General features: G+C 41.8%; 30 protein-coding genes. 10 read left to right on the top strand and 20 right to left on the bottom strand.

What is annotated here, in order from left to right; translation table 11 throughout:
* Positions 1-26: 26 nt before the first annotated feature.
* The 20 genes from FTV50_RS02605 to FTV50_RS02510 all read right to left on the bottom strand — a co-directional run bounded on the left by FTV50_RS02605 (position 27) and on the right by FTV50_RS02510 (position 16,874).
* Positions 27-2,870 carry a lytic transglycosylase domain-containing protein gene (locus FTV50_RS02605; RefSeq protein WP_180023410.1) on the bottom strand — a complete coding sequence of 948 codons (2,844 nt, stop codon included), beginning with the start codon at positions 2,868-2,870 and terminating at the stop codon, positions 27-29.
* A complete protein-coding gene (locus FTV50_RS02600; protein ID WP_180023409.1) occupies positions 2,870-4,915 on the bottom strand; it encodes a methyl-coenzyme M reductase in 2,046 nt (681 codons plus the stop codon). Before FTV50_RS02600 ends, FTV50_RS02605 begins: the two co-directional genes overlap by 1 nt.
* Entirely contained in the window at positions 4,915-5,316 is a 402-nt protein-coding gene (locus tag FTV50_RS02595) for a hypothetical protein (protein WP_180023408.1), read from the bottom strand. Before FTV50_RS02595 ends, FTV50_RS02600 begins: the two co-directional genes overlap by 1 nt.
* Before the next feature lie 2 nt (positions 5,317-5,318).
* Entirely contained in the window at positions 5,319-5,768 is a 450-nt protein-coding gene (locus tag FTV50_RS02590) for a GNAT family N-acetyltransferase (protein WP_180023407.1), read from the bottom strand.
* Between the two features lie 2 nt (positions 5,769-5,770).
* Positions 5,771-7,807 (bottom strand): carbohydrate-binding protein, encoded by a 2,037-nt coding sequence (locus tag FTV50_RS02585; protein WP_180023406.1) that lies wholly within the window; start codon positions 7,805-7,807, stop codon positions 5,771-5,773.
* Positions 7,807-8,367, bottom strand: coding sequence for a hypothetical protein (locus tag FTV50_RS02580; RefSeq protein WP_180023405.1), 561 nt, complete (start codon positions 8,365-8,367; stop codon positions 7,807-7,809). Before FTV50_RS02580 ends, FTV50_RS02585 begins: the two co-directional genes overlap by 1 nt.
* A gap of 69 nt (positions 8,368-8,436) precedes the next feature.
* Complete coding sequence (locus FTV50_RS02575; RefSeq protein ID WP_180023404.1) at positions 8,437-8,694, bottom strand: hypothetical protein; 258 nt, start codon at positions 8,692-8,694, stop codon at positions 8,437-8,439.
* A 124-nt stretch (positions 8,695-8,818) separates the two neighbouring features.
* The gene (locus FTV50_RS02570) at positions 8,819-9,718 is read right to left on the bottom strand and encodes a phage capsid protein (RefSeq protein WP_180023403.1); all 900 of its coding nucleotides are present in this window, start codon (positions 9,716-9,718) and stop codon (positions 8,819-8,821) included.
* 13 nt (positions 9,719-9,731) lie between these two features.
* Positions 9,732-10,358, bottom strand: a complete 627-nt coding sequence (locus tag FTV50_RS02565; RefSeq protein ID WP_180023402.1) for a hypothetical protein — start codon at positions 10,356-10,358, stop codon at positions 9,732-9,734.
* Positions 10,351-10,902 carry a hypothetical protein gene (locus tag FTV50_RS02560; RefSeq protein ID WP_180023401.1) on the bottom strand — a complete coding sequence of 184 codons (552 nt, stop codon included), beginning with the start codon at positions 10,900-10,902 and terminating at the stop codon, positions 10,351-10,353. The genes FTV50_RS02565 and FTV50_RS02560 overlap by 8 nt, the downstream gene beginning before the upstream one ends.
* On the bottom strand, positions 10,899-12,563 hold the full coding sequence (locus FTV50_RS02555; protein WP_180023400.1) for a portal protein: 1,665 nt from the start codon (positions 12,561-12,563) through the stop codon (positions 10,899-10,901). The genes FTV50_RS02560 and FTV50_RS02555 overlap by 4 nt, the downstream gene beginning before the upstream one ends.
* A complete protein-coding gene (locus tag FTV50_RS02550; protein ID WP_180023399.1) occupies positions 12,564-12,794 on the bottom strand; it encodes a hypothetical protein in 231 nt (76 codons plus the stop codon).
* 2 nt (positions 12,795-12,796) lie between these two features.
* Positions 12,797-13,168, bottom strand: a complete 372-nt coding sequence (locus FTV50_RS02545; RefSeq protein ID WP_180023398.1) for a hypothetical protein — start codon at positions 13,166-13,168, stop codon at positions 12,797-12,799.
* 84 nt (positions 13,169-13,252) lie between these two features.
* Positions 13,253-13,846: a hypothetical protein gene (locus FTV50_RS02540; RefSeq protein ID WP_180023397.1), complete on the bottom strand. Its 594-nt coding sequence runs from the start codon at positions 13,844-13,846 to the stop codon at positions 13,253-13,255.
* Positions 13,843-14,268 (bottom strand): hypothetical protein, encoded by a 426-nt coding sequence (locus FTV50_RS02535; protein WP_180023564.1) that lies wholly within the window; start codon positions 14,266-14,268, stop codon positions 13,843-13,845. The genes FTV50_RS02540 and FTV50_RS02535 overlap by 4 nt, the downstream gene beginning before the upstream one ends.
* A gap of 2 nt (positions 14,269-14,270) precedes the next feature.
* Positions 14,271-14,783, bottom strand: coding sequence for a RusA family crossover junction endodeoxyribonuclease (locus FTV50_RS02530; RefSeq protein ID WP_180023396.1), 513 nt, complete (start codon positions 14,781-14,783; stop codon positions 14,271-14,273).
* Complete coding sequence (locus FTV50_RS02525) at positions 14,780-15,376, bottom strand: restriction endonuclease (RefSeq protein ID WP_180023395.1); 597 nt, start codon at positions 15,374-15,376, stop codon at positions 14,780-14,782. The genes FTV50_RS02530 and FTV50_RS02525 overlap by 4 nt, the downstream gene beginning before the upstream one ends.
* Positions 15,373-16,269 carry a hypothetical protein gene (locus FTV50_RS02520; protein WP_180023394.1) on the bottom strand — a complete coding sequence of 299 codons (897 nt, stop codon included), beginning with the start codon at positions 16,267-16,269 and terminating at the stop codon, positions 15,373-15,375. Before FTV50_RS02520 ends, FTV50_RS02525 begins: the two co-directional genes overlap by 4 nt.
* Positions 16,270-16,323: 54 nt before the next feature.
* The gene (locus FTV50_RS02515) at positions 16,324-16,680 is read right to left on the bottom strand and encodes a hypothetical protein (RefSeq protein WP_180023393.1); all 357 of its coding nucleotides are present in this window, start codon (positions 16,678-16,680) and stop codon (positions 16,324-16,326) included.
* 8 nt (positions 16,681-16,688) lie between these two features.
* A complete protein-coding gene (locus FTV50_RS02510; protein ID WP_180023392.1) occupies positions 16,689-16,874 on the bottom strand; it encodes a hypothetical protein in 186 nt (61 codons plus the stop codon).
* 103 nt (positions 16,875-16,977) lie between these two features.
* Between FTV50_RS02510 and FTV50_RS02505 the strand changes: the two genes are divergently transcribed.
* From FTV50_RS02505 to trpD, 10 genes are all read left to right on the top strand, one after another.
* Complete coding sequence (locus FTV50_RS02505; protein ID WP_180023391.1) at positions 16,978-17,667, top strand: S24 family peptidase; 690 nt, start codon at positions 16,978-16,980, stop codon at positions 17,665-17,667.
* Between the two features lie 13 nt (positions 17,668-17,680).
* Positions 17,681-18,130 carry a hypothetical protein gene (locus FTV50_RS02500; protein ID WP_180023390.1) on the top strand — a complete coding sequence of 150 codons (450 nt, stop codon included), beginning with the start codon at positions 17,681-17,683 and terminating at the stop codon, positions 18,128-18,130.
* Between the two features lie 206 nt (positions 18,131-18,336).
* Entirely contained in the window at positions 18,337-18,555 is a 219-nt protein-coding gene (locus tag FTV50_RS02495; protein ID WP_180023389.1) for a hypothetical protein, read from the top strand.
* A 2-nt stretch (positions 18,556-18,557) separates the two neighbouring features.
* Positions 18,558-18,803, top strand: a complete 246-nt coding sequence (locus FTV50_RS02490) for a hypothetical protein (RefSeq protein ID WP_180023388.1) — start codon at positions 18,558-18,560, stop codon at positions 18,801-18,803.
* The gene (locus FTV50_RS02485; protein WP_180023387.1) at positions 18,800-19,678 is read left to right on the top strand and encodes a PD-(D/E)XK nuclease-like domain-containing protein; all 879 of its coding nucleotides are present in this window, start codon (positions 18,800-18,802) and stop codon (positions 19,676-19,678) included. The genes FTV50_RS02490 and FTV50_RS02485 overlap by 4 nt, the downstream gene beginning before the upstream one ends.
* 15 nt (positions 19,679-19,693) lie before the next feature.
* Positions 19,694-21,328, top strand: a complete 1,635-nt coding sequence (locus tag FTV50_RS02480) for a hypothetical protein (protein WP_180023386.1) — start codon at positions 19,694-19,696, stop codon at positions 21,326-21,328.
* Positions 21,329-21,464: 136 nt separating this feature from the next.
* Positions 21,465-21,695: a hypothetical protein gene (locus FTV50_RS02475; RefSeq protein ID WP_180023385.1), complete on the top strand. Its 231-nt coding sequence runs from the start codon at positions 21,465-21,467 to the stop codon at positions 21,693-21,695.
* Positions 21,695-21,898: an AlpA family transcriptional regulator gene (locus FTV50_RS02470; RefSeq protein WP_180023384.1), complete on the top strand. Its 204-nt coding sequence runs from the start codon at positions 21,695-21,697 to the stop codon at positions 21,896-21,898. The genes FTV50_RS02475 and FTV50_RS02470 overlap by 1 nt, the downstream gene beginning before the upstream one ends.
* A gap of 114 nt (positions 21,899-22,012) precedes the next feature.
* Complete coding sequence (locus tag FTV50_RS02465; RefSeq protein WP_078190263.1) at positions 22,013-22,597, top strand: aminodeoxychorismate/anthranilate synthase component II; 585 nt, start codon at positions 22,013-22,015, stop codon at positions 22,595-22,597.
* A gap of 18 nt (positions 22,598-22,615) precedes the next feature.
* Positions 22,616-23,662 carry an anthranilate phosphoribosyltransferase gene (gene trpD, locus FTV50_RS02460; RefSeq protein ID WP_168379163.1) on the top strand — a complete coding sequence of 349 codons (1,047 nt, stop codon included), beginning with the start codon at positions 22,616-22,618 and terminating at the stop codon, positions 23,660-23,662.

Below are 23,662 nucleotides of genomic sequence, written 5' to 3'. Positions count from 1 at the left end.
TTTTCAATTAAGTTTGTTGGGTAAAACTATTCCCCAAACTGTAAAGCACAACTAATTGCTGTCTGAGCCGCCAAAGTATCTTGCTGTGCTTGTTTCGCTTCGGTTTCCAGTTCATTCAATCGTTCACGCAAAGTCATGGTAATTTCTTCAGGGTTTCCGTCAGGATCATAACGAGTCACACTGATCTGCTGATCAGGGTTTTGCATGATGATATCCAATGCCGCAGATTCTTCTGGGCCGTCACCAAATAATGAACCTTGTCGTGGATCTCCCATCCCCTCGATTCGATCAATCTCAGACTGAATATTTTCTGAAATTCCTTTAGCACTGCGTTTATTGGTATCAAACACGTTTAAAAACTGCTTTGCACCATCACTTAAACCGTCATCGATGAGCTGATTTTGATTTAAATAATCAGGTACGTTTTGACCATTGGCTTTCAAATCACTGAGTTTTTGTGCCGCCTGAGCCAAATCCTTAGACAATGTGTTTGCATGTCGTCCACCTTGTTTGACCAATGCATCTAATTGAGCAAGTTGTGGAGCTGCACGAAGCAAGGCATTCAATACAGTCTTACTATCATCATCGATATTTTCATATAGTCTCGTTACAAGACTAGAATCACCGTAGGCACTTTGCATAATTGCGGATTCAATGCGCTGCTTACCAGTTTGAGATAGGCGACCATCATCAGTTAGAACATTGGGTTTTTCTGATTCAGGTAGAGCATTCACAAAGCCGCGAACATAATCCATTGAACCATCAAGATTGATCGATCCATCATTATTGATTTTGAGCATTGAAGCATCTGGCAAACGATCTATATCACTTACTGCTCGCTCAGATGCGCTGTATTGCGCCACATCCGCTTCATTGGCTAACTTGGTGAATTGCACACGGTCTGTGTCTGTTAAGCGTGTACGCACTAAGACAGGACGGTCTATACCTGAAATATCCCAACCCTTTTCCGCTGCATATTGGTCAAGGAAAGCTCGGTATTCATCTGCTTTGCCTGATTCATAAGCTTTGGCAATTGCTAAGGTTCGACCGTTGCCCGACTCAACAACGTTATCTAAACCAATGATCGGTGCACCATCTGACAGCTTTGGAGATTCACCCAAAAACTGCGGCTTTAAATCGTTGGCCATATTTTCAATTTGTTGGCGACTGGCTTCACGTGTGCGGTCACGTGGTTGCAGATCGGCTGGATAAAGTGGGTTTACACCATAGGCCATATCATTTGATGCAATCAGTTCACCAAGGCTTTTAACTTCATAGGCCATGTCATAGGTTGAACCATCTAAACCTAAGGCTGTGCTTCGACTATTTCCACCGTAACGTGCGCTTAAGCTATTCCATTTCCTTTCCCATTTACCAATGGCTTGCCCGACGGTCATGCCATCCATGCCATTATTTTTTACAATAGCGTTGGCATTCTTTGCATCGTATTTACGGACAATATCAATTAGCTTGGCATTCGGATCTGCTTTTAAGACTGCAGCAGCTCCACCCGGTCCCAATAAGTGCCCTAAATATTGCTCATGTGCAACAGGTTCACGGCCCAAACTTTTACGCATAGATGCATTGGCATTTTTAATATGTTTCAAACCTTGCTTGATCTGCTCATCTACGCTGCTTCGATCACCACCGCCTTGACCCCTCCAAGTCTTGTCTAAGATTTGAAATAGGCCGTGCGCTGTGGATGTTGGGTTTTTAGCGGTGTGACTGAATGTACCAGCTGTTTCGATATGACTAATCGTTAAAGCTACAGCTGGATCTACACCTTCTTGCTGTGCTTTACGTGCAATTGATTTGGCATTAGCCGGCAATGCCATAGATTCATAATTTAAAGGCTTACGCTTTTCCTCACCTTCAACAGCATGTTGCACACGAACAGGACGACCGGCACGAATATCACCAGTAGCACTATCCATATTTTTTAAATGATTATTGGCTTGAACTGCATTGGCTGGCTTCACTGGTGCGGCTGCATCATCAAACTCAAGCTCATTCAAAACTAAAGCTGCTTGCTTTTGCTCAGGTGTGACTTTGCTGTTATCAAGATATGCACTTGCTCCACGCGCAGTACCAAAGAACAAGGTATTTAAGAGCACATCAGTTGTGATGGTCTCAGCATTAACTTCATATTTTTTGGCTTGTTTTTCATAGTCATTCGCTTCAAGTATTTGACCACTTACAAACTGACCACCTTGTGATAGGCCACTGGCACTCAAGACAGATAAAAGACCATCTTTTAACAAACCACCTGTTCCCTTAAAGCCGTATGAAATCGGTAATGCTGTTGACACTGCTGCAACCGTACCATCCAATGCAGCCACCTTAGTAGCTGTATCTTCGTCCACGCCCTTAGAGATCAAATCTTCGCGGCTATAGTTCATCTCTGAACCACCTGTCACCGCTGCTGCACCTAGTGGGCCTGCAACAACCCCACCACCTAATGCGCGTATAGCGAAGTCGGAAATACCAAAAGTGATGTTGGCTGCTGTACCTGAATTTGGTGCATCTTGTAGATCTTCAATTTGACTGACCAAAGCATCCCGACGATCTTTGTTTTTGGCTTCATGCACATCGGTAAATGATGGCTCTCGTACATCAAGTCCACCATCTAATCCACCGTTTTGAACATCCTCAATGGCATACTGCACATGATCTGCAACACGTTCAAAAGGTTTCTTAGCAGTGTCATAAACTTTGATTGCACCAGCTGCGACACCACGCGGTACCGCCGTACCAATTCCATCAAATAGACCAGGTTCTTTTTTAGGAGCTTTACCAGTTAAACCCTTTGCATTCATATCATCAAATGACTGTTGCTCACCGTCATTTAGTTCTGAAATCCAATTCGCCATTACTTAGTCACTCCGTTCATGTAGATCCGCCACTGCACGCCATTCACAACAAGTGGATTGCCACGTTCATTGATCAAGTCGTATTGGATATCACCTTTTTTAGTTCGCACTGTTGATTGACGTAAACGTAATGATTTAAGGTCTGATTCTGAAATACCGGTGCTTTTAGAAATGCCTGAATAACCTGAATCTAATCGATCTTCAAAAGAATCGTCAGACATACCGTATGGCTTAGATACTTTCCAATCTTGGACTTTGCCATCTGCGTAGTTTTTAAATGAGCCACGCTGAGAATAAACACCACCAGTAGCCATGCTCAACGCAGTTTTAAGGATTTCCTTATTCGGCAAATCATCACTCTTTGCGTGTTGATAACCACGTGCATCCATCGTGTCGACGTAAATAGCTTTGAATACATTAAACAGATTATTCGCAGTTGTTCCTGAAACGGTATTACCTACATACGCATTAAACTCTGCTTTTAGATCTGCTTCTTTAGGCATGATGAGCTGCTTGTTTTTTAGTAATTGTGTGCCGTTCACAATAGACGTAGCTAAATCACGGTTATCTGTAGACTTAAATCCATTTGATCGTGCTAAACCTGCAGCAATATAGTTTTGATCTCCACCACCCAACTGACCCAATGTTGCACCCCAAATGGTTGCTGCATTTGCATGGCCTTTACTCTGTGATTGAAGCTGAGCAATAAAATCTAATTTGCCTTGTACACTTAAACTATCAAACGCTTTTTTCGCTTCAGGTAAATCCTCCGCAGAAATAGGCCGTACTTTTACATTTGGATCTTTCAAAGCAAGCTGACTCGTACCATTTTGAACCGCCTTACTTACCCATGACGACGGATTAGATTTAAGCTCAGCACCGCTTAAGCTATGCACCTGTAAGCCAGTTTCACGCACAATTTGATTTGGATTGTTTTTCGCAGTTTCAAGTTTGTCTTTATACAGCCCCTCAAATACACCGAGCAGCTTTTCTTCTGTGACAGCATCAGCCGAAGCGGTATTTTTCATATTGGCTTTTTGCTGGTTAATACGCTTAAGCATTTCACTGGTTGGCAAGTTTGCAAACTTTTGAATATTGACCGACTGCGCTTTATAAAATTGAAACTCTTTTTCGTATTCTGTGCCTTGTACTAATGATCCAATATTTGACTCATATTCTGAGTCTTGAGCACGACCAGTTAATACATTGGCTTTATATTCATTCAGAAATTTGCCCGCTTCCGAATTGCGTTTATTTGCTTCGGCACGTTGCTTAGTCTCAATTGAATCAATACGACTGAGCACCTGATTGCGCTTTTGTTGATTAGTTGGACCATCAATATAACCGTACTTATTAGCATCGATATCTGTCAGTAGCCCTTGTAATGATTCTAGATCCTCATTTTCCACGGCCGATGAAATACGACCATCAATGTCCATGATATTTCGTGTGGTTTTATAGGTTTGGCGAATCTCTGATTTACGTGCTTCAGGCATTTGAGCAGTGGCTAAATAAATTTCTAAGTACTCTTCACCTGCTTTATCTTCGTATCGCGTGGCAATATCAAATGCTCGATCGACCAATTGAGCTGACTTTTGCGCATCTGCACGTAACTGTAGTGGCAATAAATCTGTGCTCTGACGACTGATACTTTCATCCCAATAGCTTTTGAACTGTTCCCGTGCATGCAGCGGTACTGTTTCTTCAAGCTGCTTGTATCGTTCATCTGACCATTTTTTTAAAGTTTCACCGCCTTTCTGAGCGTTATATACACCATTCGATACATCATTTTTAACGAGTGTGACTTTTTCTGACATTTCCGAAGTCATCACATCGTCAAGCTTGACCTTGGCTTCTTGCTCATTGATCTTGTCATGATACAAAGCAATTTGTTTTTGTTGCGCTTCTTGCTCTCGTAGCTTCTCCTCATGTGCATTCATAGTCCCACCAATAGAGCGCCCCATCTCCTGCAAGCCTGTAATTGGGGTATGTTGTTGTAAATTTGGCTGAGAAACTTCACGCCCTTGCGATCTAGGTATCAGCATTACTTCCACCCTCCTGAAACCGCTTGCGCTCCCATATCAATCAAGCCGCTAGCTGCTTTCATGCCATAGTTGTTACGTTGCATTTTCCCTGCACGACGAATGTTCTGCGCATTGTGATTTGCATCTTGCACCGTGATCGATGCGTTATAAGTAGCATCACTGATATGTTCGTCCTGAATTAAAGCTGCTGATCCCACATCAACATCCAGTCCATTTTCTGCCGCTGCCGCACGTGCGCTTGATGCATTCTTTCGCCCTTGAGCTTTGGTACGTTCTGCCTGAGCACGCGCAACTGAACGTACCGTTTTTGCATTACCCTTGGCTTCTGCGTCCACCTGCACAGCATTGGCCATGTTGCCTAAAGCATCAAAACCTGAGCTAACCATTCCACCACTACACATGATTAAGCCTCCGCTTCCAGTACATAACCTGCTTGTTTAAAACCAAGACGTTCATACAGCTTCACAACTCGTTCAGCTTCAATGCCTGACATGGTTCCAATTTGAATACGGTCTGCTTCATTATTTGCCGCCCATTCTTTGAAACCTTTGACCAGTAAAATGCCAGCTTTACTGCTGCGATATTCAGGCAAAACATAAATGCCTTGCTCAATGGCTAAACGATCACCAGTACGCCAATCAATGCAGGTCGCACAGATTGCAGCACCGATGACATTTTCGTATTCATCCAAGACAACCAAGACAGAATCTTTACTGATTTGATGATTGATAAATGCCGTGGTCGATCGCTCGTTAAAACGTTGTTTGCTAAATACTGGTGATTCAGCGATTAACTTTTTACATAAATCGAGAACCGTGTTTAATTCCGAATGAGCCGCTAAACGTACTTTCATTTTTATTTCTCGTTCATTGATACCAACATAGAGATACTTTGAACGTGGAACGGCATCGGTTTGTTGTGTGTTATTTTTAAATCAAGTTCATGTAAGGCACACCAACCACTCAAAGATTCTTCGACATAGCCTGTGAACGGTAGATTTTGGAATGCTGATTGATTAATTTTCTTATGTTTAAGCTCACGACCTGATACATAGCCACCAATCGAATTCTTCAGCCATAACACAACGCTATGCACCATGATTTTATGGAACATCGCAGTAGAAGGAACTTGGCTAAAATCAGGTGGCAATAGGCTGACTTCAACTTCAAATGGCTGGCCATACCATTTAGGTTGATCATCTAAACTGAAATCAGAATCTTGATAGAAATACCCATCATCATTACGCCAGTTTAGATGTGGATTTGTCAGGCTTCCGACCACGTTTGCATCCATGGCATTGCTATAGGCTATTTCACAATCGCTCATGGCTTCGTGCAGTACTTCTTCAATAAAAATATGGGTACCACGCTGAATAAGCATGAAACACTGATCTGCACCTGAAGTCGTTGGCAAGGTACATACTGAAATCGCTTTACCGCCAAAATCATGCAAGGCCCATGCATTCATCTCTTGGTCACGGTTAAGCGTAATACTCCCCACCTTGCCATCATTAAGTACCATCCAAACAGTACTATCCGGTGTTTGTTGATAGGCGATCTCTTTGAATCCTCCGTGTTCACTTGGAATATGTGGTGCAATTGCAGAAAGCTCAGGACTAACCAGGCCATCTACTTCATAACGGAATGACAAAGCTCGCAGCCGTTCGCCACCACGTTGTGCAAATAGCAATTCATTACCCACCATACACGGACGTACGTCTTTTTGAACGCCATACGATGTGTGCTGCTCGATTTGCGCTGATGCTGGTGTCAATGCACCACTTGAGCTAATTAGGAACTCTGAGCCGCCTGTAAGCGCAACCACACCACCACGTTGAGCCAAGTGCAAAATGTTATCTGATTGAGCAGAAGATGACGCAATACTGAATGCATCTGCATCATCTGAGGACTCTAAGAAGTCTGCATCACTTCCGATCGCACTGAACCAAAGCTGATTCGGGCTTGTTTTTGTATTGGCAAAGACTAGACGTTGTTTAAAAAATACAACGGCTCTTGGATAACCGGCTGACGCACTAAATGCCAGACCATTGAGGGACCACGATTTAGCTATGGCTTCAACATCTGCATTCAACTTAACAAGCACTTCACCCTTTGCGATTGATGATGAAGTAATTGAAGTGATTTTGACCTGACCACCGTTGATTGAAACGATTGCACCGATATGACTTGAATTAAAAACAGCGGCATCTTCATTTGTCACAGATTGCCAATTTGTGTTTTCGGCAGTTGGTGCTGATCCTGTGTTATCTGCCAAGGCTTGCCAAGTCTGAGAGCTATAGCGAACACGCTCACCAGTTAGATAAGTTTCAGTACTTACCCAAATAGGAAATGCTGCCGCTGTGAGTTTAATCACCTTCCCAACATCTGTACCTGATGGAGTTAATGCAACGTTAGGAGACGTGCCATTTTCATCATTAGGCGTTACTGAGAACGTGAATGGTGCAAAAGCCCAAGAGCTAAAGTCCTCACTGGATATAAAACGATGGACTGGCGTTTCACCTTGCACAAAGTACATACGATAACGTGTATGTGCGACCTGAATTTCACGGATCTTTTGCTCGGTATCGTATGGCGTTGCAGTAGACCAAACAATGCTATTGGTTCGTGGGTTATAAACCTGTAATTGATTCAGACTTAGTACCAACATATAAGCATTTTCAGAGCTGGCAATGAATGGAATCAAGCGAACGGCTGTATCAAAAGTACCTCTATGCCGTGTGCCCGGTCTACGCTTTACACCACCCTCAACCAATGGAATAACATTGAGCAGTTTCTTTGCACCGTTGGCATACTGCTGCACGTCTGTACGTGTCCAGAGCAACGGTGAAAGCTCACCACTGCTCATATTGTTTTTTAGAATCCACTGTTTCATTAGTCTCGTGCCTCCAAGTAACCTGACTCACCATAGTTAAGGTGCTGAGCTGGTCGTTCCTGAGAGTTCACAAAGCGTGCTTTTTTCAGCAATTGCTCATATTCAGCTTTTGCAGATTCACCTGCGGCATCACTACCAGTGTTTGGCTTACATAGCTTTGAAGTCATTTTTAATGACATGGCCTCAATGAGCATTGAGTCCCATGTGTCTTCGTTGTCATTATCGAAGATGTATTCAAGATTGATCTGATTGTTATCTGCAAGAATATGACGACCTTCAATTTCATAACGGCACTGATTGGCATTGATCAAGCGAATAAAATCATTAGGCAATGTGAAAGCATTGGCATAGCCGAAAGCTGGATAAGTCGTCACTGGTGAGAGAATCACACGCTTTTTAGCACATGACCATGGATGATCCCGAAGTACAGACTTGCGTACTTGGTCGTAAATATTTCGTACACGTTCAGCACGTGCTGTGTCTTCTTCAAACGCTGCAATGCTGCTGTCACCAATTAAACTCAGCGCATAATTGCAGATCGATACTCGTGTTGTAGTCATAAAAAAGCCCTCAAGTTTTGATTAGCTTGAGGGCTTTTAGAGTTGGGTTTGTTGGGTGTTAAATTCGATTCACACTTTATAATTTTTCAGCTTTAGATTTAAATCCATAACCTTAAGGCCTGAAATCTGTATTTCGGAAACTAATCGATTCATTTCCGTTTTGTATTTATCCCAAACTTGCTCGCCTTTGCTTAGCATTTCACGTAACTCGTCTTTACTCACAAAACCATTAAAACCTTGATCAATAAAATCATCTAAATTTTGTTTATGCATTGCTAAAATTTCACGTTCTTCTTCCAATAGTTTTTCAATTTCTTCGTACTTCACTTCGTTTCTTACCCTTTGGTTTTATTTGAAATTTATATATTGGAACATGTTATAAAATTTCAACTAACAAAAATAAAAAAAAGACCTAACACCCCATGCCAAGATGTTAGGCCAAAGCCCCTGCTTAAGCTGCCGCGAAGTCTACAGCTACCACTTTCACCTCATTGGCACGACCAGCACCAAATGAGTGAACGCCACCAACCTGTTTAATGTTTTTCTTATCTGGACGAGTTGAAATATCGAAGCCAGTAATATCAGCATCACCAAAATGCACTGCAGATTTGGTATACATCACTGCACGTTTACTGCCTTCAGTTGCACCTGCAGCAACCTTTTCGTAAGCGATCCATTCAACACCTAGCCACTTGGTACCTACAGCACCATCACGCAGCATCTGAATTGTCATTTTGTCAGCATCTGTTAGATCGCCATCATTTAAAAAATCAGCCATCATGTCAGACGTATACGTCATGAAAATTTCTTCACCATTCTGCTCATCACATTCATTTTTACGGAATAGTGATTTCGCTTTAATGATTTGCTGCTTCAGTGTGCCAAAGGTTGGCGCAATAACTTGACTTGCTGGCAAATTCACAGTCACTACGGACTCTGTACCGTTGTCAGCCACTGTTTTACGTGTAATACCGCCAATTAATGCTGCATAAATGATGTCATCAATCTTACGTTCGCGTGCACTGGTCAGAAGCTTCATGTACTTGTCAGTAGGATTGGCTTTTAATTTAGGTAAATCACGATTTTCAATTGGAATGAAAAGGTCGTAATCAGACATTAATGCTGTACGTACACCAACATCTGGAATTGTCCATGTTGTATCCCCGAAACGGTTACCCGATGGAGTCATTTCCACTAGGCCCATATCGTTAATCGTAAAAGATGCACCCTCCACCTTCCCGATATTGGTCACGGTTTTTAATAAACGTGACTCTTTTTGCTGAGCAGCAATGTCATAAGTATCATGAAACTTCTGAACAAATGCCGCCGTGATTTTGTTTTCATTAGCCATGCGCTAATTCCCCTTATTGGAAATTTTTGTCGTACCAAGCGTCAACCTTTTGCGATACCTGAGCATGCTCAGGATGTGAAGGATTCAGAAACGCTTCACTTCGCATCAATTGTTGAATACTTTCCGCACCGCTTTGTTGGGTGTTACCTGCAGGTGGCATATCTTCTTGAAGTTGTTTGCCATAGAACGCAGCTAACTTAAGGCCCATCGTTGGTGAATCGAGATCTGCATCTGAAAGACCAGCTGCTTTTGCTGCTTGTTGGGCGAAACGTAAGTTTTGATTAAATTCACCGCCCCATTCTTCTTGAAGCGCTTCAACTTGGATTTGATTGTATTCATCCCAAATTTTTAGAACTGCTGTGGCCTGGTCATTACTAATACCCGCTTCATGAAACTTACCGAATACTTCAGGGTTTGATTCTTTGAATCCGTCCATATCAAAGCCATCAATACCGATTGCATAGGCATCTGCCGATTCAGGCACACCAGTTTCAGCCGGAGTTTGTTCACCTTCAGTTTGAGCCGTTGCAGTAGCTTCTGTTTGGGTAGTAACCGTTTGCTCAGTCTGTGTCTGAGTTGTATCAGGTGCTGTTGTGGTTTGAGTTGTATCTTCAGTTGTGGTTTGAGTTTGTTCAGTCATTTTCGATTACCTGTTCAAGGAATAAATGTGGATTGTTTGCTTTATAAATTTGGTAGTTAATGAAATTGATCACTTCGGCTTGTCCTAGCCTTCGACATGTCTCACGCTCTCCACCGTTCTGGTCTGACGTGTAAGCATTCCCGCCGTACTGAGCCACTAAACTTTGCAGCACACGCTGTCCGTTGGTTGTTAGTTCAAATACAGCTTGATAAACATCAGGCGTTGCACGTTTATGATGACGAGTCTTGTATAAATGGCCTGTTTCTTTGACTTCCTTGCCCTGCTCGGATAGTCGTTTGATATCGTCTTTGAGGTCGTGAATTTCTGTTTTAAGAGCTATGACTTCACCCTGTAAAACTTCTGCACGCTCCCATTCATTAAACTTTTCTCCATTGAGCCTGCTTGAGTTATCAAGTTCATCAGACCAGCGCTGTTTGTAGTCCTCAGCTACAGCATGTGCTTCTTTCATCCCCTCATTAAGAACGTGCAAACCGACACAAGCGATGAGCAGTAAAATTGCCAAAACCGCTATAATAAAAATCATTGCATTACCTCACTCGCCATTTGTGCTTCAAGACCTTTACCCATGCCTTGAGCTACAGCACCAGTCATTTGTTGAGCCACAGCCGCTTGTTGCTCTTGGGCTTGAGCCTGTTGCTGGGCTTGCGCTTTCTTCTCACGGTGTTCTTTTAGCTTTTCTTCAGTACGCATCACTGACGCTGAAACGCCTAGACCTTGTGCCATAAATTGGGTTGCAGCATCTGAATCAAAGTTATCTACGGCTGATGGATCTAATTCTCTCAACAGAGGTAGTGCCTGTAAGAAACGTTCAAGGCTTCCGACTTCTTCTAAACGCTGAGCACGTGCCAGTGGTGAAACAAACTTGAATGATAGGTTTTTACCTTGTAGATCTTCAGGAGCTGCACCCAGCTTTTCTGCTCGATATGCAATACCAATCAAACGCTCAAGCAATGGAATAAGAAATTCAGACTGAATACGCCCATATAACGGCCCGATCTGCTGACGAACTTGGTCTACACGTGCATAGGTTTCGGCAGCTGTCATGGGTTGACCGTATTGCGGTGTCATCATGTCAGCCAATAACTTGCGTCGAATTGTGCCCTGTAGCTTTTCAATTGCAGCATCTAGCATCGGTACTGCACGTGAATCATCAATGCGTTTGAGTGAATCCGTTTTATTCACTGTCACTACACGGCCTGGTGCAATGACCATGGTTGCAGGGTTGAATACTCCATCATCTTCACCTGCATACAGACCAAGAGCCGCCATTTGCAAGGCACGGCTAAAGTCACGTTGCATTACTTGGAGTTGTTTTGTATCAGGCAAAGCCGTAGACATAGCGCCAGTACCATAAACGCTACCCGGTATGCGTCGATAGCGAGACACTGAGCATGGGAATTCGTTATAGCCTGACTCACGAATGATGGCTTTCTCAGCACCAATCAGCACGTGATATGCAGCAAACGGCATATTTTTCGGCAAGATCGGGCGATCATCTACAGGAAGTTTTGCACCCTCACGTGGTTCAATGACCCAAAGCAATTCAAACTTTCGGTCTGGTGTACTTTTGGCTGCCTCAATAACTGAAATTGGTAGTTTTTCTGCACCGTATTCAGCCACAAGAGTAGCTGCAGTAATTTCAAATACTCGAAAGATTGTATCGACTTGATAGTCTTGGCGAGTTGAAGCAATCCAGCATTCACCAATTGGCCATGTTTGAAATACATATCCAGCGTTTTTCTTACGATCCACGTCCGAATACATCACCGACCAACCTGCAACACTCCAGTCAGTAAAGTAATCAATGACCTCTGAATCAAAGTTAGCACCATGAATATTGCGCCAAACAAACTGACAAGACTGCTCAAGCCACTGTTCACCACCCGTCAAAACGGTTGGATCATCCACGCCATCCGGCACAGCTTTAAACCAAATAGCGTTTGCTGGTGTTGTGCCATTGATTAGACTTGGCACCATACTATTCAAAATAGCTTCCGATGCTGTTGAGTCGATGAGTTTCACTCGATCATTTTTGGCTGTGTGAAATGTTCCACTTTCACCATTGAATGCTTGCTGACGCTCAGGAGCACCGTACTTGTAGCATTCACCCCAATGCGCTTCAAAAGGTGAACGCAGCGCCTTTAGCTCGCCAAGACGCTTACATAAAAGAGCTGCCTTTTCCATTTATCCACCCAAAGTTGTTTGTTTTTGATTTTCTTCAGTACTGCTGAGCACTTCAGATGCTTTACGTTTTTTTCGCTGAGCTTTTGAGTTGTTTTCTTCAAGCTGAGCTTCACGTTTTGCTTTAGCTTCTGCTGCTTGTGCGTCATAGCCTTTGGATGCTGCGTCAGTATCCGTAAGGCCGATCGCATCAGTCACAGAGCCAATCACTTTCCCTACAGTGCCACCACACATGCTTAGTACTCCTCTTTGGACCAGCCAAATTCAGTAAGCACTTCACGTGTACGACGAACAGATCCAGCACTTGCATTTGTACCTACGGCATTTTGTGCTGCTGGTGCCGCGGCTGCTGTTTTGCTTACAGCCTTGCTCTGCTTTTCGTATGCAGCTAGTTTGGCTTGTGCATCTGCCAATTGCTGTGCCACAGCATCAAACTGCTCTACTGGTACGAGTGCATCCGCTGCAACTTCTGATTCGTTCTGAGTTGGATCAGCATCTTTGACATCTGGTGTACCTAAAATTTCTTCCAGTGCTGCATCTGCCTGAGCTGCTGTAGTGGTTTCTTTTGGTGTTTCTACACCTGGTGTTTTTGTTTGACGGCCAGCCATAAAAAAAGCCCTATCGTTGGTTGATAAGGCTAATGTGCAGGGTAATGTGTTTGGGTTTGTTGGGTGATTGCCAACTTATAACTTTTAATTTTTTAATTTAAACTTGCATTCTTTTCTATAAGTTGAGTAGGGATTTAAACTATTTACAAGCTTAATTGCTTCATTATTAAACTCGCGTATCGCATTACTTAGCACCTTATCACCTGGTCTTTTATTTTCATAACTTATTAAACTTTTAACCCTCAATGATGAAATAGTGAATTCATCAAAACTAGTTTTCAAATTATTGTCAACTAAGCAATCTTCAATAAATGCAACGTTGATCACAATAAAATCATAACCATTTGCAAACTTCTTAAATTCTTCGTTTAAATCATCCTCATTAACAACACCCTTATCGAAGTAATTTATAATCTTTACTAACTCTAAGATATCTTTAATAGCTTGCTTAGATTCTGTAGCTATCACCTCACCACCCTTTTGTTTACCCCATTTGTTTGAAATATAGAGTGCTGTTAGGGCCGCGATTGTGGATGCCATAAGGCCTGAAATAATAGGGGCAATTGCCTTCCAATCAACATCCAATTCTTTATTAGTTACACCAAATCCTATAAAAAAACCAAAAATGAGTCCTACAACTAATAAAAAAATACATGCCAAAATATACTTTATTTTCAAGTTTCTATCTCTTTGTCTAACTGTTCTACTATTTGATCACATAATCCCCCATCATCAAAGATATCTAACTGCCCTACCTTGTACGTGTACGTCAGCCACTCACCTTCACGTGGATAAATATCTATACCTGTCTCCATCTTCCACAGTTGAATGAATGCGTCGCCATTGTCGTAGTTTGGAATCCCTCCACGCGCCCACTCGCTTACAGTCGATGCACCTGCCACTGGTAATACATCCGCAATCTTTTCATGTGTCCAACCGAGTTTGAGTAGATCCAAGATCATTCGATTGAAGTCTGGACGCTTATAGCCACGACGTTGCACTATGAATTCTTTTACCTTCTTTTTGGTTCGATTGTTAACGAAACGCGCGCGCGCGCGAGGGAACTGTGTCAAAGCAATAGAATCAACCGTTTCAACCATTCTTACATCTCCCAAACCTTAATTTTTATTAAGCCGCCTTTGATGACGTTTCCACGTTTTACGAGCAGCTCATCAAACTGTTCGTCGTCCTCACAAAATCCACATTTCACTAAGCTATCGATCGTCGCTTTTAAGTGGTTGTCGATGTCACGCTTTTGGTGTGTTGGAAAATGAAAGATCACTTCCATCTTTAGCCGTGAAGTGAGTCTGAGCGCTGGTACAAGCGCAATAACAACAGCGTGAAAGCTTCGTGCTTTGTCGCTTAATTTCATGCCACGGCCTGTACGTTCCCAGTAGTGATTTACACTCGGTGGTGTTGCAGCAATTTCACAACTCAAAACCTGATTTTCAATGCATTGCGTAAAATGCGCTGAATTAACGTCTACAGCGTTTTTATTTGCCTTATGTACCTTTGCTTGATTTTCCTCTTGAAGTCGCACACGCGAGAGATGAGCTTTATTCCTGTGCGCTTTTAAATGTGCTGCTAGCTTTTGTTCGCTCCAACGTAGTGTCATGCTGCCCCCCCTACACGCCCCAATCCTTTAATTTTTGCTGCCAGTTCAGGTGGACAAGGAATACCAGTGCGTGGCTTATCCTCTGGTGTTTGAAGTGACTTAGGTGGAATCCACATGATTTGTGTTCGGTTCTGTTTTTTGGCTCTGATTAAGTAATCCGTGTAAATTTCGATAAACGCTTTGTGCGCTGCTCTTTGCCCTTCCACACTCAAGATCTGTTTGACTTCATCCAGCGTACGCTTTGCCATAGTCGTAATTTGCTGAGTTTCATCTTTGACAAAATTCAACGCTTTCGCCCATGCCATTTCTGCTGTCCACCAGTCCCCGTCATGTACACACCAAGATCTAAACTCAGGAAGTGATGGGCACCATTTTTCCGTGTTCATGCGTTCCAAGCCACGGCGAAGATCATGTTCAGATAATCCATTCAGGATTGTGCATGCTGTGATCTGGAGTTGTGCCGGCTCAATCTCTCCGTATTTTTTATCGAATGCATCACCGTAGAGTGATTGCATACGCGCTAAGAGCTGATCTGCAATTTCAACTGGAAAATTGATTTCAAACGCTGAATGGTATTTTTGAATATTGCTCATGGATTAATTACCCCCTGACCAAAACGGTGTGCTTTTTTCGGTTGCTGCTTTTGCGCCTTCGGTTGATTTGATTTCTGCTGAGTTTTGTTTTGAGCGTTCTCAAAGTTCTTGAGCCAGTTCAACCAGGTCGTCATCCATTTTTGTGAAATTCGTTTTTCAGCCGTCATTGACCACTGGGCGAGATTTCTGAGTTCGCCGTTGATTTGTTCATCGGTGAGTTTTGGAAAACTGATTTTTGCTTGTGCAGTAAAATCTGACTGTGCTGGATATTTCTGAGTGAGTTCTCTCAGCGTGTAGGCTTGCTGATCATCAAGACGGTATTCAATGAATTGAAGCATCGGTCTGTTCTGCGGTGAAAACTGTTCCGGCGCTTTATTATTATTTTCTAAAGAATCTATAGGAGTATCTATTGTGTGTCCTGTTACAGGACTAGTAACTGGTTCACTAGCTGTACTAGTTTGGTCTTGCTGCTGAACTGGTACAATTACAGGACTAGTCTTGTTAGTGAACCGATCTTTGAGTGAAACCTCATTCAATCGATAAGATTTCATGCCCTGCTTTCCATTAGATACAACACTGATCACACCTAATTTAATGAGCTCTTGAAGTGCGTTTGAAACGGTCGTTCGACCAAGTTTGCGAGATCCCGGAAGATCTCCACCCTGCAACTGCGAATAGCTCACAAAATCAGATTCTTTGTTGTGTCCATTAATACGATTCTCCAGCTCTGCATACACATTACGTGCTGCATCACTTAGAAACGGCCATACTTCTTTACGGTACAAGCGACTAGACATTACATAGCCTTGTACAAACTTATCGCTATACATGTTTCCAGCCTCTTGTTTCGGCTGTGGTTGCTTCTTGAATGGAATAACTTGTGCAGTATTCATATCTTCACAGCCCCCACTATTCGTGCTAAATTCAACATCGGTTCCTAACCTCGTTTATATTTCGGTATGAACGGCAGAAAGGCTCAGCTGGTCGCACAGTTGGGCCTTTTTTGTTGCCTGTTGTTTTGGTGTGATATCTCGGATCGGACGCGGTGCAAGTTCCAAGTGGAATGTGTCCGATGTATCTGTAGCTAAAGAGATGTGAGTTATTAGAGAATTCAATTGTTCTTCAATAACCGATATTTCTTTTATGCCTACTTGCTTCTCAATCCTTGGAAAAAGCCACTCTTTTAAAATCTCACGCGCTTTGACTGATAAAGGTTGTTTGCAATCTTTAGCACGTTTCTTAAAAAGTTCTTTCTCTTCATACGTACATTTAAATGTGATGCTTTCTGTGAGTTTTTCTGACATAGGCTCACCTAAGCTTTTGCAGCACAAAAATTGGCTTTTAACTCGCCTTTTGTTGAAACTTCAAAAACGGCTTGTGTACTTAAAGGAATACCTTTTCGCCAATAATTAATTACAGATCGATCACGCCCAAGAATTCTTGCAAGTTCTGCGTCACTTTTCGCTTTATAGAAAGTCCGTAAGTCGTCCACGGTCATGTTTATTTACCTAAACCATATTGTTTAGTTTATTGAACGATAAGTTTAGGATTATGTCAATTTTTTTGTTTAGTATTTTAAACAAATATAAGGCTTCATCATTATGCAAACTACATCAGACAGAATCGCTCAGCGTATGAAAGAACTGGGGCTGCAACATAAAGACTTAGTTGTTGCTACTGGGGCCAGTAAAGGAACAGTTACTAATTGGATTAATGGAGTAAATGCTCCGACTAATGAAAGGCTCATTAAGCTAGCTCAAGCTCTAAAAACTTCTTCAAGCTGGCTATTGACAGGAAACTCAGCTCCAGAATTTACGCAAGTAGAGCCATGGGATAGTCATACCCCGGTTGATGATGATGAAGTTGAAATACCATTCTTTAAAGACTTTTCTTTTGCGTGCGGCAGCGGCTCAATTAGCGAAGCTATTGCAAACGAAACACGTAAATTGCGGATGTCAAAAGCAACATTGCGTAATCTATCAATTACAAAAGAAAATGCAGTCGCAGCCACAGCTACGGGTGACTCAATGAGTCCAACCATTAAAGATGGCGATACAATCCATGTGGATTTAGGTCGAAAAAATATTAAAGACGGTAAAATTTTTGCTATTTGCCTTGGAGGCTTGTTCTACTGTAAACGCTTATATAACTTGCCTTTGGGTGGTGTGCGTATTGTTTCTGATAATTCTTCTGAATTCCCTGAAATCCATCTAAGTGCTCAAGAGGTAGTTGATCAGCAATTAGAAATTATTGGCTGGGTTTGGCAAATATCAAGTTTAGAAAGTTGGTAATATTGAGGTAGATATGGAATCTGTTTTAGTAAGTATATGTACAGCTATAATTTTCTTTTTGATGGCTAAGGTATTGGCTAAATATAAAAAAAAGCCTAAAGCCAAGATCATTCATTTTAAAAATAATCAATCAGCTTTTGAACATGCCTGCTTAACAAATAAAGCGTCTTTTTTTCAAGGCATTATGAGTTTTGGGATTGTTAGAGATGTAATTGATGACAATTCAGGAAAACAATTTTTAATTGAATTAGCTGATTCCGATGGGACTAAAATAGTCAGTGGCTTCAACGATAAAAAATCTGAAAAGATACATTTAGGTAATATAGTTTATTGGGGATTTAAAAGTACTGCGGAGACTAACATTCTAGATATACAAGCAGTTGGATATGTTCTTGCGACACTAAATCCTGAATTCAATCCCAATACTAATAAGTGGAGCATTAGGGAAGATTTAACCAAATAAACAAATAAAACAAGAAGCTAAGCCCATCTACTAGATGGGCTTTATTTTTAGCAAAAATAAAAAAGTTTAGAAAAAATAAAATAAGTTCATTTTACTAAACAAAATTATTGACTCTTTTTGTTTAGCTTACTAAACTAAATCTCGTACCCACAAAAAAGCCCGCAGGGACTGGAAATCTAGCGGGCTTGCAATAAAGCGAGATAAGTATGAAAGAAACCGCATCACATAGCAACACGCCAGCTTTCACAAAGAACGAAAGCAATACAAAGCCTGTTCTATATCAACACCCTACTGCTGCCGAAATGCAGACTTCACGTTGGGAAATTATTTGGGCGAATGCCAAAGACTTTGCCATCTTCATCGCAACGGCATTTGTCATTTGGTTCGTTATCACACTGGCACTTGTGTATTTCTTTGGGGGTTGATCATGGACTTAAGAGATCAATTCGCAATCGCGGCATTACAAGGACTTTTAGCTAATCCTCAAAACTGGATGGTTGAAAGTGAAGTACTTGCATCAGCCGCCTACAAACATGCTGACGCAATGATTGCAGAGCGTGAAAAAGAATTAGGAAATGTAGTTTTAACTAACGCTGAGTTTAGGCATTTACGTGGCGAATTAATCGACTGCAAGTCTCAACTTCAAGCGATCTTGGAGGCATCAAAACGATGAACGCATTTGTAGAATTGCCAACTGCACAGCTCATTGAAAAAATGAGCAATGATGAATATCACAGCCGCCCTGAGTTTAGCTCAAGTCAGCTCAAAGATATTCTTCGCTCGGGTGCTCACTTCTATTCAAACAATATTTTGAAAGAAGTAGATCGAGAAACAAAAAGTGCTATGAACTTCGGGACATTAGCTCACACTTTATTTCTTGAACCTGACAAGTTTGAAAATGAATTTGTGATTGCGCCTAAGTTTGACCGTCGTACCAAAGCTGGCAAAGAAGAAGCTCTAGCATGGGAACAAGCCAATGAAGGCAAGATTCTTGTAGATGCTGAACAAGTAGAACACGCCAAACGAATCGTAGCTAACCTGCAAATGCTGAGCTCATACGCTGATATGCAAAATAATTACGGTATGGCTGAAGCAAGCATCTTCTTTACAGATCCTGAATTTGGTTTACAGCTGCGTGTTCGTCCTGACTATCACATTGCGCCATGTCGAGCTTTTCCGTTTGGTTGGATCGGTGATCTAAAGACCACGACTGATGCACGCCCTCATGCCTTTTCAAAGAAGTGTGCCGACTTTGGATATGACTTAAGTGCAGCAATGTATCGCGAAGGCTTCCAGCAATACTACGGTACAGAACAAAAACCGCCATTCGTGTTGCTTACAGCTGAAAGTGCTATCCCTTTCAACGTCAAACAGTACAACGCCTCTGACCTATTTTTAAGTGTTGGTGAAACACGGTATCGCCGATCAAAAGAATTATTAGCTGAATCCCTTCTTATCAATGAATGGGACGGCTACTCAACTGAAATGGAAGATCTATATCTCCCTTCTTACATGACCAAACAAGCTTTAGAAAACGATTTTAACTAATTAGGAATATTAAAAATGAATGCTCAAACTCAAATCGCCCCTGCTACTCAAGTAAATTCAGTTGGTTTCTTAAATGTTGAATCATTTGAGTTTTCACAACGTGTTGCAAATATGCTGACCAATTCAACTTTAGTGCCAGAACAATATCGCGCAGTGCTTAAAGTTAAAGCTGGTAAAGATAATTACGGAAATATGCAGTACCGCGATGAGCCTAATCCGAATGGTTTATCAAACTGTATCGTTGCATTAAACATGGCTAACCGTATGGGCGCAGATCCACTCATGATTATGCAAAACCTTTACTTGATCGAAGGTCGTCCATCTTGGTCATCGCAGTTCATTATGGCATCAATTAATAGCTCTGGCCGTTTCTCATCATTGCGTTTTGAAGTTGAAAATCTTGGTGAAGTGGAAGTTGAATATCAAGAAACTGTTTGGAATAACGGTCGCAAGAGCCAAGCAACCAAGTCGCTGAAAGTTGAAAATCAAACTTGTGTTGCTTGGGCGCTTGAAGCTGGCACACGTATGCCTGAATTTACATTGGAAGAATTAAAGGAGCATGGCGGTGTCTATAAATGCTGTAAAGCTTATGGCATCCCTTTAATTGAGTCTTCAAAAATCAGTATTGAAATGGCTGTAAAAGAAGGCTGGTATACAAAGAATGGGAGTAAATGGAAAACAATGCCAGAGCAAATGCTTCGCTATCGTGCTGCTTCTTTCTTTGGTCGTGTTTATGCACCTGAGCTGCTTATGGGTCTGCGCTCTGTAGAAGAAGAACAAGAACGTATCATTGACGTTACACCTGACCAGACTCTGTCTGAACAAGCAGATATCAATCAAATTAAACGTGAAATTCTTGGTGCTAAATCCCCTGCTGCACTTGATGAAGCTGAAAGCAAAGTCTTAATGCTGTCTGATGATTCTAAGCGTGAAGAACTTTTAAAATTGATTGGTGCCCAGGCCAAGAAATTCCAACCTGCAGCTGAGGTACAAGAATCAAAAAAGCCTGAACCTGTAGCCGAGCAAGCACCACCAGTAGAGAAAGAAGCTAAAAAGCTGACTTCTGCTGAGCTGAAACGAGAATATGCAGCCAAATTAAACAAAGCTGAAACTTATGCTGAATTAAATCAACTTCATGAACAGTTCATTATTAATGAAGAACTGACTGGCCCTCACCTTGCCTATTTGAAAGACACATACACTCAGGCTAAAGAAAAATTTAAGCCTAAAGAAGAAGTAACTCAACAGCAAGAACCAGCAACACAAGCACCAGCTGTAAACGAGATCAAAAGCAATAACATTGCCAGTGGCTTAAAAGTCTCAATTGAAAATGCTGAAAATTTGGATGCTCTTGCCGATGTTGCTAAGACCATTCGCGACAGCAAGCCAAGTTTGACAGTCGATCATATGGCTGAAGTTCTACAGGTTTTTTCAGCGCGTAAAAAGTTCATTGAGGATCAACAAGACATGTTCGCTGGTGTATCCGATGTGACATGGACTGATAAAGCCATTGCAGATATTGAAGCCGCAAAGAATCAGGATGAAATCAACTTTATCTTCACTGATCCACAGTTTGAAGAACAGTCTGATCCAGATAAGCAACGCATTAACAATGCAGCCCAAAAACGTGAAGCAGAACTTTTCGGCTGATTTGGATAAGGCCGTACTCGGTGCGGCCAGTTTGGTGACTTATGAATAGCTACAAAGTTAGATGTTGGTTTGCCGCAATGCTGTTTGGTTTGGTTTTTTGGATTTGTGTTGGACTTATTGTTTGGAGAGTCGTGTGATGAAATGGGTTGATTATGAAAAGAAATCACCGCGTATAGATGGGCGGTATCAAATATTTATTTCAGGCGAACAGTTGGCAGCAGACTATAAACATCCTTTTGGTTTTGCATGCCCTATTGATGGATGTGCATTCGTTCAAGAATTAATTACCCATTGGGCGGTATTGGATAATGATCCGGTGATTGAGTTGCCTGAAGAAGTGGTTAAAAGTTTGGAGGAGGTATCTTAATGGAAATTGATCGTCGAGTTCGGGCTAATGATTTTATGAAACTTCTCTCTGTTGGGAAAACGAAGTTCTATAGGATGCTAAAGCAAGGTGAGCTTCCCAAGCCAATCTGTTTAAGCGAAAAAGATGTTTTTTGGTACGAATCTCAAGTGAAGAAAGAAGTCGAAAAATACAAACAAGAATCTGATAATATAGCCTGCACTTAGCAGGCTTTATATTTTGTGCCTGATTTAGGTAAAGTTTTTAAAACGGGTAACGTTACGGGTAACAAAAACCGATAAACAAAATATTAGTATAAATTTCTTAGGGATACGCTTGATATGCTTCTCATGATCGACAATTATGACTCTTTTACCTACAACATCGTCCAATATTTTGGCGAGTTAAATCAGGAAGTAAAAGTTGTACGTAACGATGCCGTGACATTGGAAGATATCGAGCGATGGCAACCGAAGTATTTAGTCATTGGTCCTGGCCCTTGTTCGCCAAGTGAAGCAGGCATTTCAATTCCTGCGATTCAACACTTTGCGGGGAAAATTCCTTTACTGGGTGTGTGTTTAGGCCACCAAGCCATAGGACAAGCTTTTGGCGGCGATATTATTCGCGCTAAAAAAGTGATGCACGGTCGTTTATCTGACATGTATCACAGCGATCAAGGTATTTTCAGCAACCTCCCTTCTCCATTTTCCGCAACGCGTTATCACTCTTTGGTGATTGATCAAGCGACTTTGCCTGAATGTTTAGAAGTGACCTGCTGGACCAATGAAGAAGATGGAACGATGGAAGAAATCATGGGCGTTAAACATAAGACATTGCCTGTCGAAGGCGTGCAGTTTCACCCTGAATCAATTCTTAGTGAACATGGCCATCAAATCTTTAAAAACTTCTTAGAAATTTACGCTTAATCGAGTGCAAAAAATATTATGAATATTCAACAAGCTTTAAATAACATCACTAAAAATATTGAACTCACTCAACCTCAAATGGAAGAAGTGATGCGTACCATCATGCAAGGTGAAGCGACCGATGCTCAAATTGGCGCACTGATGATGGGCTTACGCCAAAAAGGTGAAAGTATTGATGAAATCACTGCCGCAGCACGTGTAATGCGTGAGTTTGCGATCAAAATTGATGTCAGTGATCTGCCACATTTGGTGGATATCGTTGGTACAGGTGGTGATGGTCAAAACTTATTTAACGTCTCTACTGCGTCTAGTTTTGTTATTGCAGCAGCAGGTGCAACTATTGCTAAACATGGTGGTCGTGGTGTTTCATCAAAATCAGGCTCTTCTGATCTTTTAGAACAGGCAGGAATCAACCTTGACCTTAACATGCAGCAAACTGAACGTTGTATTCGTGAAATGGGCGTGGGTTTTCTCTTTGCACCTAATCATCACAAAGCCATGAAATATGCTGCTGGTCCACGTAAAGAATTGGGCTTCCGTAGTATTTTCAACCTACTTGGCCCACTTACGAATCCGGCCGGCGTAAAACGTTTTGTGATTGGTGTTTTCTCTACAGAATTATGTCGTCCTATGGCTGAAGTTTTAAAACAACTCGGTGCAGAACATGTCTTGGTGGTGCATTCAAAAGACGGTTTAGATGAAATTAGCCTTGCATCAAGTACTTATGTTGCTGAACTCAAAGATGGCGAAGTCACTGAATGGGAAATTCAGCCGGAAGCTGTAGATATCGAGTCGCAAACCTTAACGGGTCTATCTGTAGATAGTGCTGCTGAAAGTCTAAAATTGATCAAAGATGCTTTAGGTAAAAACAAATCTGCACTCGGTGATAAAGCCGCGAATATGATTGCCCTAAATGCAGGCGCAGGCATTTATGTTTCAGGCTTAACCAAAAGCTATAAACAAGGTGTTGCATTAGCACATGACATTATCTATGGCGGTCAAGCCTTAGAAAAAATGGGCATTTTGTCTGAATTTACGAAAACTTTAAAAGAATACGAAGCTTAA

Source organism: Acinetobacter sp. YH1901134, assembly GCF_013416965.1.
GTDB lineage: Bacteria > Pseudomonadota > Gammaproteobacteria > Pseudomonadales > Moraxellaceae > Acinetobacter > Acinetobacter amyesii.
This window is presented reverse-complemented; position numbering and strand designations above follow the sequence as displayed.

Bases quoted from the DNA above. Each gene is read 5' to 3' on its own strand.
- FTV50_RS02605 (WP_180023410.1), bottom strand. From the start codon at position 2,870: ATGGCGAATTGGATTTCAGAACTAAATGACGGTGAGCAACAGTCATTT.
- FTV50_RS02600 (WP_180023409.1), bottom strand. From the start codon at position 4,915: ATGCTGATACCTAGATCGCAAGGGCGTGAAGTTTCTCAGCCAAATTTA.
- FTV50_RS02595 (WP_180023408.1), bottom strand. From the start codon at position 5,316: ATGTGTAGTGGTGGAATGGTTAGCTCAGGTTTTGATGCTTTAGGCAAC.
- FTV50_RS02590 (WP_180023407.1), bottom strand. From the start codon at position 5,768: ATGAAAGTACGTTTAGCGGCTCATTCGGAATTAAACACGGTTCTCGAT.
- FTV50_RS02585 (WP_180023406.1), bottom strand. From the start codon at position 7,807: ATGAAACAGTGGATTCTAAAAAACAATATGAGCAGTGGTGAGCTTTCA.
- FTV50_RS02580 (WP_180023405.1), bottom strand. From the start codon at position 8,367: ATGACTACAACACGAGTATCGATCTGCAATTATGCGCTGAGTTTAATT.
- FTV50_RS02570 (WP_180023403.1), bottom strand. From the start codon at position 9,718: ATGGCTAATGAAAACAAAATCACGGCGGCATTTGTTCAGAAGTTTCAT.
- FTV50_RS02565 (WP_180023402.1), bottom strand. From the start codon at position 10,358: ATGACTGAACAAACTCAAACCACAACTGAAGATACAACTCAAACCACA.
- FTV50_RS02560 (WP_180023401.1), bottom strand. From the start codon at position 10,902: ATGATTTTTATTATAGCGGTTTTGGCAATTTTACTGCTCATCGCTTGT.
- FTV50_RS02555 (WP_180023400.1), bottom strand. From the start codon at position 12,563: ATGGAAAAGGCAGCTCTTTTATGTAAGCGTCTTGGCGAGCTAAAGGCG.
- FTV50_RS02550 (WP_180023399.1), bottom strand. From the start codon at position 12,794: ATGTGTGGTGGCACTGTAGGGAAAGTGATTGGCTCTGTGACTGATGCG.
- FTV50_RS02545 (WP_180023398.1), bottom strand. From the start codon at position 13,168: ATGGCTGGCCGTCAAACAAAAACACCAGGTGTAGAAACACCAAAAGAA.
- FTV50_RS02535 (WP_180023564.1), bottom strand. From the start codon at position 14,268: ATGGTTGAAACGGTTGATTCTATTGCTTTGACACAGTTCCCTCGCGCG.
- FTV50_RS02530 (WP_180023396.1), bottom strand. From the start codon at position 14,783: ATGACACTACGTTGGAGCGAACAAAAGCTAGCAGCACATTTAAAAGCG.
- FTV50_RS02525 (WP_180023395.1), bottom strand. From the start codon at position 15,376: ATGAGCAATATTCAAAAATACCATTCAGCGTTTGAAATCAATTTTCCA.
- FTV50_RS02520 (WP_180023394.1), bottom strand. From the start codon at position 16,269: ATGAATACTGCACAAGTTATTCCATTCAAGAAGCAACCACAGCCGAAA.
- FTV50_RS02515 (WP_180023393.1), bottom strand. From the start codon at position 16,680: ATGTCAGAAAAACTCACAGAAAGCATCACATTTAAATGTACGTATGAA.
- FTV50_RS02510 (WP_180023392.1), bottom strand. From the start codon at position 16,874: ATGACCGTGGACGACTTACGGACTTTCTATAAAGCGAAAAGTGACGCA.
- FTV50_RS02505 (WP_180023391.1), top strand. From the start codon at position 16,978: ATGCAAACTACATCAGACAGAATCGCTCAGCGTATGAAAGAACTGGGG.
- FTV50_RS02500 (WP_180023390.1), top strand. From the start codon at position 17,681: ATGGAATCTGTTTTAGTAAGTATATGTACAGCTATAATTTTCTTTTTG.
- FTV50_RS02495 (WP_180023389.1), top strand. From the start codon at position 18,337: ATGAAAGAAACCGCATCACATAGCAACACGCCAGCTTTCACAAAGAAC.
- FTV50_RS02490 (WP_180023388.1), top strand. From the start codon at position 18,558: ATGGACTTAAGAGATCAATTCGCAATCGCGGCATTACAAGGACTTTTA.
- FTV50_RS02485 (WP_180023387.1), top strand. From the start codon at position 18,800: ATGAACGCATTTGTAGAATTGCCAACTGCACAGCTCATTGAAAAAATG.
- FTV50_RS02480 (WP_180023386.1), top strand. From the start codon at position 19,694: ATGAATGCTCAAACTCAAATCGCCCCTGCTACTCAAGTAAATTCAGTT.
- FTV50_RS02475 (WP_180023385.1), top strand. From the start codon at position 21,465: ATGAAATGGGTTGATTATGAAAAGAAATCACCGCGTATAGATGGGCGG.
- FTV50_RS02470 (WP_180023384.1), top strand. From the start codon at position 21,695: ATGGAAATTGATCGTCGAGTTCGGGCTAATGATTTTATGAAACTTCTC.
- FTV50_RS02465 (WP_078190263.1), top strand. From the start codon at position 22,013: ATGCTTCTCATGATCGACAATTATGACTCTTTTACCTACAACATCGTC.
- trpD (WP_168379163.1), top strand. From the start codon at position 22,616: ATGAATATTCAACAAGCTTTAAATAACATCACTAAAAATATTGAACTC.